Origin of the sequence: Streptomyces cinnabarinus (genome assembly GCF_027270315.1) — a bacterium.
GTDB lineage: Bacteria > Actinomycetota > Actinomycetes > Streptomycetales > Streptomycetaceae > Streptomyces > Streptomyces cinnabarinus.
In genome coordinates this window covers 1,017,759-1,031,323 of record NZ_CP114413.1, presented here as the reverse complement: position 1 = coordinate 1,031,323, position 13,565 = coordinate 1,017,759, and the positions used below count along the sequence as shown (strand labels likewise).

Here is a 13,565-nt window from a genome sequence, read left to right as displayed (position 1 = left end):
GCATGAGCAACCCGTTCGAGGACCCCGAGGGCGTCTACCTGGTGCTCGTCAACGACGAGAACCAGCACAGCCTCTGGCCGGACTTCGCCGACGTCCCGGCCGGCTGGCGGGTGGTCCACGGCCCGGCGGCGCGGCAGTCCTGCCTGGAGTACGTCGAGACCCACTGGACCGACATGCGGCCCCGCAGCCTGGCCGAGGCCATGGACAACTGACCGAGCACGGGAAGGGGGGCGGCCGTCCGGCCGCCCCCCTTCCCGTGCTCCCCGCGTCAGGACGCGGGCTGCTCCACCTTCGTGTCCGCCTTGCCGTCGACGGCCGCCGCCAGCTGCGGCACCAGCCGCTCGACGACGTACGGCAGGCTCAGGACCGTGCCCATGGACAGCGCGTTGCCGTAGTCACTGGTCTCGTTGACGTACACCTCGCGGCCCTCGCCGACCACCTTCAGGTCCTTGTACGAGGCGTCCTTGTGCAGCTTGTCGGCGTCCTTGACGACATCGCCGACCTGCCACACCAGCGCGTCCTGGTCCAGCAGATCGGTGCGCTCCTTGCTGATGTTCGCGCCGAACTGGTCACCGATCGCCTTGTCCAGGTCCTTCGGCAGCTCGAAGCCGAGGTCGGTGAGGAGATGCGAACGCGGGTCCTGGCTGCCGAAGACGAACATGCCCTCGTACGGGGTGGCCATCACGGCCGTCTTCCCCGCGAACTCGGGATGCTCCTTCACCGCCGCCGCGATGGCCTCCTCGGTCTCCTTGACCGCGGCCGTGGCCTCGTCCGGCTTGCCCAGCGCCTTGCCGATCGTCGCCGTCTGCTCCTGCCAGGGCACGCCGTAGTCGTTGTACTCCTTGGGCTGCGCGACCACGGGGGCGAACTTCGACAGCGACTCGTACTGCTCCTTGGTGAGCCCGCCGTACACGGCCAGGATCAGGTCCGGCTTGAGCGCGGCGATCTTCTCCACCTGCGGTCCGGTGCCGGTGTCCTTGAGCACCGTCGGGGCCTCGGCCCCGGCCAGCTTGTCCTCGGCCCACGGGCCGACGGCGCCCTGGTAGCCACCGAGCCACTCCGTGGTGCCGACCGGGACCGAGCCGAGGGCGAGGACCGAGTCCTGGTCGGTGAGACCCACGGTGACGATCCGCTTCGGCTCGGCCTCGATCGTCGTACTGCCGTACTTGTGGGCGAGGGTGACCGGGAAGGCGGTGGCGCCGGAGCCGCTCGCCTTCGGGTCGGATTCCGGCGTACCGGAGTCCGAGTCGTCGTCACCGCAGGCCGTGGCGGCGGTGAGGAGCAGGAGGGAGGAGGCGAGCGCGGCGGCGAGCCGTGGAGCTCTGCGGGAGCGGAACATCGCTGATCCTTCGGTTCGGTGTCCTGTGGAGCGGGGTGCGTGGAACGGCCGTGATCTAGGAGCCGGTGTCCTGGGTGTCTCTGGTGTCCGACCAGGCCGCCCAGAGGGCGGCGTACCGTCCGCCGGCGGCCCGCAGTTCGTCGTGCGTGCCGGTCTCGACGACACGCCCGGCGTCCATGACGACGATCCGGTCGGCGGTCGCCGCCTGGCTGAGCCGGTGCGCCACGATCAGCGCGGTACGGCCGTCCACCGCGCGGGCGACCGCCTTCTCCAGCGCGCGTGCCCCCGCGCTGCCCGCCTCGGCGGTGGCCTCGTCGAGGATCACCAGGGGTGGGTCGGCGAGGATCAGCCGGGCCAGCGCGAGGGCCTGGGTCCGGTCGCCGGTGAGCCGGTGGCCGCCGTCGCCGACGACCGTGGCCAGTCCGTCGGGCAGCGCTTCGGCCCAGGCCAGCGCGTCGACACGGTCGAGCGCGGCGCGCAGTTCGTCGTCGGTGGCGTCGGGCTTGGCCAGCCGGAGGTCGTCGGCGAGCGGGCCGGCGAAGACATGGGTCTCCTGGGTGACCAGGGCCACCGTGCGGCGTGCGGCCGCCCCGCTCAGCTCGGTCGGCGGGATGCCGTCGACCAGCACGGTTCCGGCGGTGGGCGGCTGGATGCCCGCGACGAGCCGGGCCAGGGTCGTCTTCCCGGCCCCGCTGGCGCCGACCAGGGCCACCCGCTCGCCGTGGTGGATCGTCAGGTCGATGTCGTGCAGCACGGGATGGCCGGGCCGGTAGGCGTGCCGAAGCCCGCGCACGGTGACCTCGAACCGGCCCGTGCCCGCCGCGTGGGCCGTCTGCGCCGCGGCCGCCTGGTCGGTGACGCCGACCAGGCGCGCCAGACCCGCGGTCGCCGACTGGGCGTCGTCGAGGAGGACCAGGGCGGCGTTGACCGGGGTGAACAGACTGTGGAAGTACAGGGCGGCGGCGGTCGCCGTGCCCACGGACGCCGAGCCCTGGCGCACCAGCCAGTACCCCGTGAGCAGGACGGCGGCGAGCCCGAGGTACTCGGCGATGTGCAGGCGGCTGTAGAAGCCCAGCACCAGCCGGACCCCGCGCATGGTCAGCGCCACCACTGACGAGGACCGCTGCGCCACCCGCTCGCCGTGCTCCCGCTCCAGCCGGAACGCCCGCACAGTGGCGCGTCCCGCGACGGTGTCCAGAAGCTGCTGCTGCTGGGCACCCGCGGCCACCCGCTGCTCGGCGTACAGCGGCACCGCACGGGCCACGTACCAGCGGGCGGTCGCCACCTGCACCGGCACCGCGAGCAGCGCGGCGAGCAGGAACCGCCAGTCCAGCAGGGCCATCGCGCCGAGCGTGAGGAAGATGGTCAGCAGCGAACGGGCCAGCTCCGGCAGGGCGTTGCGCACCGCCTCGGCGACCAGGGACACATCGGCGGTGACCCGGGCGGTCAGATCTCCGGCACCGGCCCGCTCCACCCGCTCCAGCGGCAGCCCGAGGGCCCGTTCGACGAACTTCTCGCGCAGCCGGGCCAGCGTGGTCTCGCCCAGCCGGGAGATCAGCGACAGGCCGAACCCGGCGGAGAGGCCCTGGGCGACGGCGACGGCCACCAGCAACGCCGCCGTGGTGGTGATGGCGTCGACGGACCCGCGGTCGGCGGCCAGGTCCACGATCCGCCCCAGCAGCGGCTGGGTGAGCAGTGCGACGGCGGTGGATCCGACCATCACGGCGAACGCGGTGAGGGCCAGCCTCCGCTGCGGACGCAGCAGTTCGGCGATGGCCGCACGGGTGCGGGCGGGGGTCGCGACGGGCAGCAGGTGGCCGGACTCGCTCATGCCAGCACCGCCGTACGGTAGACGACGTGTTGATGGACGAGCCGCTCGTGCGTGTCGGCCGCCACGACCGAGCCCCGGTCGAGCAGCACGACCCGGTCGGTGACGGCGAGCAGCGCGGGGCTGTTGGTCACCAGCACCGTCGTACGACCACGGCGCAGCTCCTTCAGCCCGTCCGCCATCCGCACCTCGGTGACGGCGTCCACCGCGGTCGCGGGCTCGTGCAGGACCAGGACCGGGGCGTCGGCGGCCAGCGCCCGGGCCAGCGCGACCCGCTGTCGCTGGCCCCCGGACAGCGACCGCCCTCGCGCGGTGACCACGGTGTCGGCGCCCTCGGGCAGGGTGCCCACGACCTCGTCGGTGCCGGAGGAGGTGATCGCCGCCTCGACCGGCGCCCGCGGACCGGCGGCGGCCATCACGTTCTCCCGCAGCGTCCCCTCGAACAGGTCCGCGTCATGCTCGGCGACCAGCAGCGCGGCCCGCAGCTCCGCCAGACCCAGCTCGGTCAGCTCGGTCCCGTCCAGCTCCACGGCCCCTTCGTCGGGGTCGGCGTGGCGGGCGAGACAGTGCAGCAGCGCGGAGGCGTCGGCGGGGTCGACGCTGACCACGCCGACCGTCTCGCCGGGGGAGACGTCCAGGTCCACGCCGCGCAGGGAGCCGTACGACAGGCCGCGCAGCCGCAGCCTTCCCTCGACGCGGCTCAGCGTGCCCGGTCCCTGGGTCACGGCGTGTCCGGCGCGGAGTACGTCCGCGATCCGCGCGGCCGAGGCCCGGCCCTGCGCCAACTCCGCGTTGACCCAGGAGAACTCGGAGAGCGGTCCGATCAGGAAGAGGGCGAGCGCGACCGCCGAGACCAGCTCGCCGAGGCTGATGTCCCCGCGCGCCGCGAGCCGTCCGCCGACCAGGGCGACCAGCGCCAGGAAGGCGCCGGTGAGCATGGTCACCACGCCGTTCTGCCAGGCCTCGGCGCGGGCCGCGCGCAGGGTGGCGGTGAGCGAGTCCTGGCTGATCCGGCGGTAGCGGGCGACGGCGGCCGATTCGGCGCCGATGCCCTTGAGCACCCGCAGTCCGGCCACCAGATCGGCGGCGACGCCCGACGCCTGGGCCGCCCGCTCCTGTTCGGTCTCGCTGCGCCGCTCCAGGGGCTTGCTCAGCAGATGCCCGAGCCACAGCAGCAGCGGCGTGCCCAACAGGACGAGGAGGCCGAGCGGCACGGACATCCGTAACAGCACGACAGCGCCGACCGCGAGCCCGGTCGAGGCGGAGATCGCGACGACGAGGGCCATCGTGACGGCGCCGACCCGCTTGGCGTCCTCGGTGGCGGTGTTGGCCAGCTCCCCGGGCAACCGTCCCTCGGCCGCCCCGCCCTCGGGCGCGAGGACCCGGTCCACCAGCTGGATCCTGAGACGGTGCGCGGCGGTCACCGAGGCGCGCTCACCGGCGCGGGCGGCGAAGCGGAAGCTGTAGGAGAGCCCGACGTAGACGACGGCAAGCACGACGAGCCATCGCACCAGTGCGCCCGCGTCGCCGTCCACGACACCGCGCTCGATCGCGAGTCCGATGAGGACCGGCACCAGCGCCTCGCCGGTCTGGTGGCCCATGCCCAGCACCGCACCGACGGCGACATCCCGGCGCTGTCCGCCCACCGCACGCCGCAGGACGTCCCGTCCCGGCGGGTCCGCTTTCCTCACGCATCCTCCGGACCGGATCCACAGCGTCCTGAAGCCGTGCCGACAACTTAGGTAAGGCTAACTATATCTGTCGGTCGCGGCTACCCCTTTGACAGAGCGTCATCGAATGCCTCGGCTCGCACGGTGTGACATCTGTGGCACGCTCCGCGCTCTATCTGATGGGTCGTGCGAGGGCGGCTCCCGTGGGACCCGTGACAAGCCTCGGGGTAAGGATGGATGTGCACGTGCTCGTCGCCGATCGCTACCGGCTCGACGAATCCCTGGGCCGCGGTTCGATGGGTGAGGTCTGGCGGGCCACCGACCAGGTCCTGGGCCGGCCGGTCGCCGTGAAGCTCCTCCACACCGACGTCCCCGACCGGGTCGGGGAGACCGAGGCCGAGCGCTTTCGGATGGAGGGCCGTACCGCCGCCCGCCTCAACCACGCGAACGTGGTCGCCGTCTACGACTTCGGCGCCAGGGACGGGATGCTCCACCTGGTGATGGAACTCGTCGAGGGCTGGAGCCTGGCCCAGGAGCGCGCCGGGCGCGGCATCCTGCACCCGTGGGAGGCGGCCGGTATCGCGGCGCAGATGGCCGCGGGGCTCGCCGCCGCACACCGCGAGGGCGTGATCCACCGGGACATCAAGCCCGCCAATGTGATGCTCACCGCGGAACGCACCGCGAAGATCACCGACTTCGGGCTCGCCAAGTTCGCGCACGAGGCCGCAATGGCCCTGACCGGCACCGGCAAGGTCGTCGGCTCCGCCGCGTATCTGGCCCCCGAGCGCGCCCTGAGCCGTCCCGCCCAGCCCGCCTCGGACGTCTACTCGCTGGGCTGCGTGCTCTACGAACTCCTCACCGGCCGCCCTCCCTTCCTGGGCCCGACCGCGCTGTCCGTGGTCCAGCAGCATGTCGACGCCGCGCCCGTGCCGCCCGCCGCCCTGCGCGTCGAGATCCCGGTCCCGCTCAGCGACTACGTCCTGCGCCTGCTGGCCAAGGACCCGGCACTGCGGCCCACCGCCGAGGAGGCCGCGGAGTGGCTGGCGAACCCGGCCGAACCGACCGGCGTGCCCGCGCCCCTGCCCCTCCCCGATCAGGCCCCCGCGACGGCCGTGCTGCCGGCGGTGCAGCCGCTCGGGACGCAGGCTCTGCCCGGGACGGAGGGTCTGCCCACCACGACCAGGTCGCATGCCGCCCGGCGCCGCGGCGTGTCCCCGAAGGTCCTGCTGGCGCTCGGCGGCGCTCTGGTCTTCGCGGCCTCGGCGGCCATCGGCGTGGCCCTGTCCTCGGGTGACGGCGACGACGCCGCACCGGGCACCACACCCCTGCCCCCGGCAGCCACCTCCGCACAGCCCTCCACCGACCCTCCGACGCCCTCCGCCACCCCGTCCTCGGACGACGGCCGCCACGGGAAGGACCGAGGGAAGAACGAGGACGGCGACTACGGCGACGAGAAGAAGGACGAGAAAAGGCGGGAGAAGGAGCGGGACAAGGACGAGGACGACTGAACCGGCGACGGCCGACTCGCCGACGCCGCCTGCGAGATCGTGTCCGTCGTGTGCCGACGCTCAACGGCGCAGTTCCGTCTCCCGTTCCATCCGGGACAGCTTGTCCGGGTTGCGTACCGCGTACAGGCCCGTGATGAGGCCCTCGTCGATGCGGAGCGCCAGCACCGTGTCGACCTCGCCCGCGAGCCGGAGGACCAGTGCCGGGCCGCCGTTGACGTGGACGGTCTGCAGCGGCGAGTCGGCCGTGAAGCGGGATGCCGAGAGCAGGGCCGCCACCCGGCGGGCGCCCACGATCGGGGTGAGCGTGGCCTGGGCGATCCCACCGCCGTCGCCCAGGAAGACGACGTCCGGGGCGAGGACGTCGAGCAGGGTCTGCAAGTCGCCCGTTTCGACGGCCCGTTGGAAGGCGTCCAGCGCGGCGCGGGTCTCGGCCGCCGAGACGTCTCCGCGGGGGCGGCGTTCGGCGACGTGGGAGCGTGCGCGGTGGGCGAGTTGGCGTACCGCCGCCGGGGACTTGTCGACTGCCTCGGCGATCTCGTCGTAGTCCAGGGCGAAGACCTCCCGCAGCACGAACACCGCCCGCTCCGTCGGCGTGAGCGTCTCCAGGACCAGCAGCATCGCCATCGAGACGCTGTCGGCCAGCTCCACGTCCTCCGCCACGTCCGGCGCCGTCAGCAGCGGCTCGGGCAGCCAGGGGCCGACGTAGGTCTCCTTGCGGCGGTCGAGGGTGCGCAGGCGCATCAGGGCCTGCCGGGTCACCACGCGGACCAGGTAAGCGCGGTGGTTCCGTACGGCGTTCAGGTCCACGCCCGCCCAGCGCAGCCAGGTCTCCTGGAGCACGTCCTCGGCGTCGGCGGCCGAGCCGAGCAATTCGTAGGCCACCGTGAAGAGCAGATTCCGGTGGGTGACGAAGGCGCTGGTGGCGGGGTCGCCCGTATCGGTGTGCGCGGTGCCTGCCATATGTGGTCCCTCCTCGTTCTCTCGACGGTTTCGCCCAACAGACATGCCGACACGGCCGACTTGTGACATCGCCGGGATGTGCCGCTCGTCACTGTCACAGCCACCGGGGCGCCGGCATCCCATGACCGACAGCGCTTCGCACCACTGACGAGGAGCACCCGATGGAACCCCGTTTCGACCTGCTCACCAACGACCTCGGCACCAAGATCGTCAAGCGGACCTACCACGTGAACCGGCTCATCGAGCAGTCCTCGCTGCCCAGGACCACCCATGAGCTGGTCAGCCTGCGCGCCAGCCAGATCAACGGCTGCGGCTTCTGCGTCGACATCCACATCAAGGAGGCAGCAGCGGCCGGGGAGACCCCGGACCGCACCGGCCTGGTCGCCGCCTGGCGGCACTCCACCGTGTTCAGCGAGGCCGAGCGGGCCGCGCTGGCGCTCGCGGAGGAGGGCACCCGCCTCGCCGACGCGCACCAGGGCGTCTCCGACGAGACCTGGGCCCTGGTGCGCAAGCACTACGACGACGACCAGACCGTCGCGCTGGTCGCGCTGATCGCCATGATCAACGCCTCCAACCGGTTCGCGGTGATGCTGAACAACCTGGGCGGCTCCTACCGGCCCGGCATGTTCGACGGCATCGCGGACTGATCCGCGGTACGCGCGCCGGGGCCGGGCACCTGACATCGGATGCTCAGGCCCTGGCGCGCAGCTTCCGCAGCAGCGGCCACGCCAGCAGCACGGCCACCACCCCGTAAACCGTCACCGAGAACGGCGTGTTCACCAGGCCCGAGACACTGCCGTCACTGATCTGAAGGGCCCGGCGCAATTGTTGCTCGGCGTTCGGGCCGAGGATGACGCCGATGACGGCGGGCAGGACCGGCAGCCCGTAGCGCCGCATGCCGAATCCGATCAGGCCGATGACCAGCAGGATCACCAGGTCGATCACCTCACCGCCGACCGCGTAGGCGCCGACCGCCGCGAAGAACAGGATCCCCGCGTACAGATACGGCCGCGGGATCCGCAGCAGCTTCGCCCACACCGGCGCCAGCGGCAGGTTCAGGGCGAGCAGCAGCACCATGCCGACGAACAGGGACGCGATCAGGCCCCAGACCAAGTCGGGTTCACGCTCGAACAGCAGGGGTCCGGGCTGGATGCCGTACTGCTGGAAGGCGGCGAGCATGACCGCTGCGACCGCCGTGGTCGGCAGGCCCAGGGTGAGCATGGAGACCAGGGTGCCCGCCGCCGAGGCGGACGCCGCTGACTCCGGTCCCGCGACACCTTCGATCGCGCCCTTGCCCCACTCGTCCTTGTGCTTCGACAGACGCTTCTCCGTGACGTAGGAGAGGAAGGTGGGGATCTCCGCGCCGCCCGCCGGGATCGCGCCGAACGGGAAGCCGATGAACGGGCCGCGCGCCCAGGACTTCCAGGTGCGCCGGACGTCGTCCTTGCCCAGCCACGGACGCCCGACCGGGATCGCCTCACCCGGGCTGCGCCGCAGATGCGCCGCGACCCACAGCGCCTCGCCGATCGCGAAGAGACCCACCGCCACGATCACCACGTCGACACCGTCGGCGAGTTGGAGCGAACCGAAGGTCAGCCGCTGCTGGCCGGTCATCTGGTCCAGGCCCACCAGACCGATGGTGAGACCGATCAGCAAGGAGGCGAGCCCTCTGATCCGGGAGGAGCCCAGCACCGACGTCACGGCGATGAACGCCAGCACCATGATGGCGAAGTAGTCCGGCGCGCCGATGTCCACGGCCAGTTCGGCGACCGTCGGCGCCAGCACCACCAGCAGGATCGTGCCGACCATCCCGCCCGCGAAGTGCCCGATGGCCGCCGCCGCGAGAGCCTGCGCGCCCCGCCCCGACTTGGCCATGGGGTTGCCCTCCATGGCCGCGACCACCGCGGCACTCTCACCCGGTGTGTTGAGCAGGATCGAGGTGGTCGAACCGCCGAACATCGCGCCGTAGTAGATGCCCGCGAACATGATGAACGCGCCGATCGGATCTAGCCCGTACGTCACCGGCAGCAGCAGCGCCACCGCCATCGCGGGACCGATGCCCGGCAGCACGCCGATCGCGGTGCCCAGCAGCACACCGAGCGCCGCCCACAGCAGGTTGACCGGCGTGAGGGCCGTACCGAAGCCGTCCATGAGGGAGTTGAGGGCGTTCATGTCACAGCGCTCCCATCAGCGGACCGCCGGGCAGCGGCACTCCGAGCAGGTTGTTGAAGACGACATAGGTGAGCAGGGAGAGCACGGCCGCGATGAGCGGATCGCGGTCGATCCGGCGGCTGCCCAGCGCGTAGGCCGCGCCCCAGAACAGCAGGGCACCGGCGGCCGGGAAGCCCAGCGGCTCGATGAGGACGGCCGCGCCGAGGAACACCCCGGCCAGCAGCGACACCGTGCGCCAGTCGGCGGGCTCGGACAGGTCGATGTCCTCACCGGTCTCCGCCTGCCCGCGACCGCCGCGCAGCACGTCCACGGCGAGCAGCGCGGCGATGACCAGCAGCCCGATCCCGACCACGACCGGCACGGCCCTCGGACCGACCGGACCGCGCTGCGCGATGTCCACGTCCATGGTCAGCGCGTCGGTGAGCACCAGCACCCCGAGCGCCAACAGCAGGACGCACACGCCGAGTTCGGAGTGCTCGCGCAGCCACGATCGCCGTTCGCCCGCCGACGTGGCGGGAAGTTCCGTCTGCGTCGTCACAGTCCCAGCTCCTTCAGCACCGACACCACGCGCTTGTCCTGGGCGTCCAGGAAGTCGCCGAATCTCTCGCCGGTGAGGAAGGCGTCCTCCCAGCCGTTCTGCTCCAGGGACTTCTGCCACTCGGGCGAGTCGTGCAGCGCCTCCACGAACCCGGTGAGCTTGTCCCGTTCGGCGTCGGTCAGCCCGGGCGGTGCGACGATGCCGCGCCAGTTGGTGAAGTTCACGTCGTACCCGGACTCCTTCAGCGTCGGCGCGTCCTTCAGCCCGGCCACCCGCTCCGGACCGGTGACCGCGAGCACCCGCAGCTCACCCGCCTTGATCTGGTCCAGGTACTCACCGACCCCGGACACCCCGAAGGCGACCTTGTTGCCGAGGATCGAGGCGAGCAGTTCGCCACCGCCGTCGAAGGGGATGTAGTTGACCTCCTTCGGCGCGATCCCGGCCGCCCTCGCCATCAGCATCGGCGCCAGATGGTCGGGCCCGCCGGGCGAGGAACCGCCGCCGACCGGCAGCTTGCCCGGATCGTCCTTCCACGCCTCGATCAGCTCGTCGATCGTCCGGTACGGCGACTCGTCGGCCACGACCACCACGTCCTGCTCCTCGGTGAGCCGGGCGATGGGCGTGGTGTCGGCCAGGGTCTTGGGCGCGTGGTTGGAGCGGGCCGCGCCCACCACACCGAGCCCCATCGACATCGCGAGCTTGCCGTTGCCGTGCTCGCTCACCAGCCGGGTCAGCCCCACGGTGCCGCCGGCGCCGGGGAGGTTGAACACCTCGATGTTGTGGGTGAGTCCGGCGTCCTCGGCGTTCTTCGCGGCAGTGCGGGCCGTGATGTCGTAGCCGCCGCCGGGCGTGTTGGGAACCATCAGCCGCAGGCCCGGGATCTGCGTGCCGGTCTCGGCGCCGCTGCCGGTGGTCAGCAGCGGCGGTCCCACGAGGACCAGTACGGCGGCCCCGAACGGGGCGAGAGGAGTGCGCAGGCGCACGAATGCCACCACCTGTCGGTATGGAGGGGTGAGGTGGGCCACATCGTGCAGCGAGGCCGACGGCCTGTCTCGCTTGCGGAACCAACGGAGGTTTTGGTCTTTGTGTCAGCGGTGGACGTCTTTTCCCGGCCACCGCCAGAAGCCATGATGGGGCGACCCGGCACCCGGAAACCACCAGGTCGGAGATCGAGGACGTCGTGGTCACCCCCTTCCGCCGCCAGACCCTCGCGGGCGAGATGCTGCTGCTCCAGCTCGCTATCGTGGTGATGGTGCTGCTCGCGGTCGCGGCGGTCTCGCTCGCCCAGTCCGAGGCGACCTTCGACCGGGTCGAGGGCCGCCGGGTGGGCGCGCTGGCCGAACAACTGGCCGCGACGCCCCTCGTCCGCAGCGAACTCGCCCGCCCCGTACCGCACGAGGCGCTCGCGCCCCTGGTGAACTCGATGCAGACCCAGTCCGGGGTGACCTCGGTGACCATCGCCGACGCCGACGGCCGGATCGTCACCTCGACCGACCCCACCGTGATCGGCGACCGGCTGCCCCTCGGGGCGGGCGCGGCGGCGGGCCGCGGCTGGTCGGGGCCGCTCACCCTGGACGGCAGCCGGGAACTCGTCGCCCAGGTCCCCGTTCTCGGCGCCACCCGCGACAACCTCGGCCGCCACCTCGGCACCGTGATGATCGGCGAGGCCGACCCGACGGTGTGGCAGCGCCTGAGCGGCGCCTCCTCCTACCTCCTGGCCTACCTCGGCATCGCCAGCGGCCTCGGCGTGGCCGGGTCCTGGCTGCTCGCCCGGCGCGTCAAACGCCAGACCCTCGGCCTGGAACCACGCGAGATCGCAGGCCTCGCCGAACACCGCGAGGCCATGCTGTACGGCATCGCCGAGGGCGTGATCGCCCTGGACCCGGCGGGCCGGCTGACCCTCGCCAACGAGATGGGCCGCGCGCTGCTCGGCCTCCCCGAGGAGTGCGTGGGCCGCGGCCTCGCCCACCTGGGCATCGAGGGACGGCTGCGGGACGTCCTCTGCGGCACCGGGACCACCGCCGACCAGCGCGACCAGGTCGTGGTCCGCGGGGGCCGGGTCCTGGTGATGAACCGGATGACGGTCACCAAGGACGGCCGCCCCCTCGGCTCGGTCACCACCCTGCGCGACCGGACCGAACTGGCCCGTCTTGAACGGGAGATCGGCTCCTTCCGCAGCTCCACGGAGCTGCTGCGCGCCCAGGCCCATGAGTTCGCCAACCAGCTGCACACCATCTCCGGGCTCATCCAGATCGGCGAGCAGGACGAGGTGGTGCGCTACATCCGCGGCCTCAACCAGCGCCGCCAGTCCCTCGACGTCACCCTCAGCCGGCGCGTCCGGGACACGGCCGTGGCCGCCCTGCTGATGGCGAAGGCGTCCCTGGCCGCCGAACGCCGGGTCACCCTGCGGATCTCCGACCGCACCGCCCTGGACCGGCTCGCCCCGGAGGACGCCGCCGATGTGGCGACCGTGGTCGGCAACCTCGTCGACAACGCCGTCGACGCCGCCGCGCACGACGGCTGGGTAGAGGTCGAACTGCGCCAGGACGCCTCCAGCGTGGAGATCGTGGTCCGTGACTCGGGCCCCGGGGTGGCGCCGGAACTCGCCCGCGAGGTGTTCTCCCACGGCTTCACCACCAAGGCCGCCCAGGAAGGCGAGCGCGGTATGGGCCTGGCGCTCACCCGGCTGGTCTGCGAACGTCACGGCGGTGAGATCTCGGTGACCAACACCCCGGAGGGGGCCATGTTCACCGCGCGCATGAGCGTCAGCCACCTCACCGACGCGGTGGCGGAAGGAGCGACATGACCGACGTGTCTGACGAACAGCACGGGCTGGGCGTCCTCGTGGTGGACGACGACTTCATGGTCGCGAGGGTGCACCGCGCCTACGTCGAGCGCGTCCCGCCCTTCAAGGTCGTCGGCGTCGCCAGCACCGGCGAGCAGGCCATCGCCGCGGTCGACGAACTGCGCCCGGACGTGGTCCTGCTGGACCTGTACCTCCCCGACATCTTCGGCCTGGACGTCATTCCCCGACTGCGCACCGCGGGCCACAACTGCGATGTCATGGTCATCAGCGCCGCGCGTGAGGCGGACACGGTGCGCGGGGCGGTCCGCCACGGAGTGGTCGACTACCTCCTCAAACCCTTCGACTTCCAGGACCTGCGGCTGCGCCTGGAGCGCTACGCCGAGCAGCGCGGCAAGCTGCGCGGCACGGTCGTCCGCAGCCAGGCCGACGTCGACCGCGTTCTGGCCGGCGCCGCCACCCCCGCGCCGCTCCCCGCCGCGCTCCCGAAGGGCATGAGCGTGGAGACCGCCGAACTCATCCAGCGCACCCTCCGCGACTGCCCCGGCACCCTCTCCGCCACGGAGTGCGCCACCCTCACCGGCATCTCCCGCGTCAGCGCCCGCCGCTACCTGGAACACTTCCACACCATCGGCCAGGCCCAGGTGACCCTGCGCTACGGCACCACGGGCCGCCCGGAGCGGCGGTACAGCGTGAACGGGCGGGGGAGCAGGGTGTCGGTGGAGGACTCGGCGAGGGCCTAGGACC

The 13,565-nt window shown here is 72.2% G+C and carries 12 protein-coding genes; 5 read left to right on the top strand and 7 right to left on the bottom strand.

Annotation, left to right across the window (positions count from 1 at the left end; translation table 11 throughout):
• Window positions 1-2: 2 nt before the first annotated feature.
• Window positions 3-212 carry an MbtH family protein gene (locus tag STRCI_RS04815; RefSeq protein WP_269657572.1) on the top strand — a complete coding sequence of 70 codons (210 nt, stop codon included), beginning with the start codon at window positions 3-5 and terminating at the stop codon, window positions 210-212.
• Window positions 213-268: 56 nt separating this feature from the next.
• On the opposite strand, the gene STRCI_RS04810 is transcribed toward STRCI_RS04815, so the two are convergent.
• From STRCI_RS04810 to STRCI_RS04800, 3 genes are read right to left on the bottom strand one after another with little or no spacing between them, the layout of a single operon-like run.
• Window positions 269-1,339 (bottom strand): iron-siderophore ABC transporter substrate-binding protein, encoded by a 1,071-nt coding sequence (locus STRCI_RS04810; protein WP_269657571.1) that lies wholly within the window; start codon window positions 1,337-1,339, stop codon window positions 269-271.
• Window positions 1,340-1,394: 55 nt separating this feature from the next.
• Window positions 1,395-3,170, bottom strand: a complete 1,776-nt coding sequence (locus STRCI_RS04805; protein WP_269657570.1) for an ABC transporter ATP-binding protein — start codon at window positions 3,168-3,170, stop codon at window positions 1,395-1,397.
• Window positions 3,167-4,858: an ABC transporter ATP-binding protein gene (locus tag STRCI_RS04800; protein ID WP_269657569.1), complete on the bottom strand. Its 1,692-nt coding sequence runs from the start codon at window positions 4,856-4,858 to the stop codon at window positions 3,167-3,169. The genes STRCI_RS04805 and STRCI_RS04800 overlap by 4 nt, the downstream gene beginning before the upstream one ends.
• Window positions 4,859-5,082: 224 nt before the next feature.
• Here STRCI_RS04800 and STRCI_RS04795 point away from each other — a divergent pair, with 224 nt between their 5' ends.
• Window positions 5,083-6,345 carry a protein kinase domain-containing protein gene (locus STRCI_RS04795; RefSeq protein ID WP_269657568.1) on the top strand — a complete coding sequence of 421 codons (1,263 nt, stop codon included), beginning with the start codon at window positions 5,083-5,085 and terminating at the stop codon, window positions 6,343-6,345.
• A 60-nt stretch (window positions 6,346-6,405) separates the two neighbouring features.
• Here STRCI_RS04795 and STRCI_RS04790 read toward each other — a convergent pair whose 3' ends face one another.
• On the bottom strand, window positions 6,406-7,305 hold the full coding sequence (locus tag STRCI_RS04790) for an RNA polymerase sigma-70 factor (protein ID WP_269657567.1): 900 nt from the start codon (window positions 7,303-7,305) through the stop codon (window positions 6,406-6,408).
• A 161-nt stretch (window positions 7,306-7,466) separates the two neighbouring features.
• Here STRCI_RS04790 and STRCI_RS04785 point away from each other — a divergent pair, with 161 nt between their 5' ends.
• On the top strand, window positions 7,467-7,952 hold the full coding sequence (locus STRCI_RS04785; protein ID WP_269657566.1) for a carboxymuconolactone decarboxylase family protein: 486 nt from the start codon (window positions 7,467-7,469) through the stop codon (window positions 7,950-7,952).
• A gap of 43 nt (window positions 7,953-7,995) precedes the next feature.
• Here the strand turns inward: STRCI_RS04785 and STRCI_RS04780 are convergent, their stop codons facing one another.
• The 3 genes from STRCI_RS04780 to STRCI_RS04770 are packed head-to-tail and all read right to left on the bottom strand — an operon-like array spanning window position 7,996 to window position 10,998.
• Complete coding sequence (locus STRCI_RS04780) at window positions 7,996-9,477, bottom strand: tripartite tricarboxylate transporter permease (protein ID WP_269657565.1); 1,482 nt, start codon at window positions 9,475-9,477, stop codon at window positions 7,996-7,998.
• A gap of 1 nt (window position 9,478) precedes the next feature.
• Complete coding sequence (locus tag STRCI_RS04775) at window positions 9,479-10,015, bottom strand: tripartite tricarboxylate transporter TctB family protein (RefSeq protein WP_269657564.1); 537 nt, start codon at window positions 10,013-10,015, stop codon at window positions 9,479-9,481.
• Window positions 10,012-10,998 (bottom strand): Bug family tripartite tricarboxylate transporter substrate binding protein, encoded by a 987-nt coding sequence (locus STRCI_RS04770; RefSeq protein ID WP_269664486.1) that lies wholly within the window; start codon window positions 10,996-10,998, stop codon window positions 10,012-10,014. The genes STRCI_RS04775 and STRCI_RS04770 overlap by 4 nt, the downstream gene beginning before the upstream one ends.
• Window positions 10,999-11,195: 197 nt before the next feature.
• Here STRCI_RS04770 and STRCI_RS04765 point away from each other — a divergent pair, with 197 nt between their 5' ends.
• The gene (locus STRCI_RS04765) at window positions 11,196-12,821 is read left to right on the top strand and encodes a sensor histidine kinase (RefSeq protein WP_269657563.1); all 1,626 of its coding nucleotides are present in this window, start codon (window positions 11,196-11,198) and stop codon (window positions 12,819-12,821) included.
• The gene (locus tag STRCI_RS04760; RefSeq protein ID WP_269657562.1) at window positions 12,818-13,561 is read left to right on the top strand and encodes a response regulator; all 744 of its coding nucleotides are present in this window, start codon (window positions 12,818-12,820) and stop codon (window positions 13,559-13,561) included. The genes STRCI_RS04765 and STRCI_RS04760 overlap by 4 nt, the downstream gene beginning before the upstream one ends.
• Window positions 13,562-13,565: the final 4 nt, after the last annotated feature.

What these genes read in the sequence shown, in the direction of transcription:
- STRCI_RS04815 (WP_269657572.1), top strand. Translation starts at nt 3, where the DNA reads ATGAGCAACCCGTTCGAGGACCCCGAGGGCGTCTACCTGGTGCTCGTC.
- STRCI_RS04810 (WP_269657571.1), bottom strand. Translation starts at nt 1,339, where the DNA reads ATGTTCCGCTCCCGCAGAGCTCCACGGCTCGCCGCCGCGCTCGCCTCC.
- STRCI_RS04805 (WP_269657570.1), bottom strand. Translation starts at nt 3,170, where the DNA reads ATGAGCGAGTCCGGCCACCTGCTGCCCGTCGCGACCCCCGCCCGCACC.
- STRCI_RS04790 (WP_269657567.1), bottom strand. Translation starts at nt 7,305, where the DNA reads ATGGCAGGCACCGCGCACACCGATACGGGCGACCCCGCCACCAGCGCC.
- STRCI_RS04785 (WP_269657566.1), top strand. Translation starts at nt 7,467, where the DNA reads ATGGAACCCCGTTTCGACCTGCTCACCAACGACCTCGGCACCAAGATC.
- STRCI_RS04780 (WP_269657565.1), bottom strand. Translation starts at nt 9,477, where the DNA reads ATGAACGCCCTCAACTCCCTCATGGACGGCTTCGGTACGGCCCTCACG.
- STRCI_RS04760 (WP_269657562.1), top strand. Translation starts at nt 12,818, where the DNA reads ATGACCGACGTGTCTGACGAACAGCACGGGCTGGGCGTCCTCGTGGTG.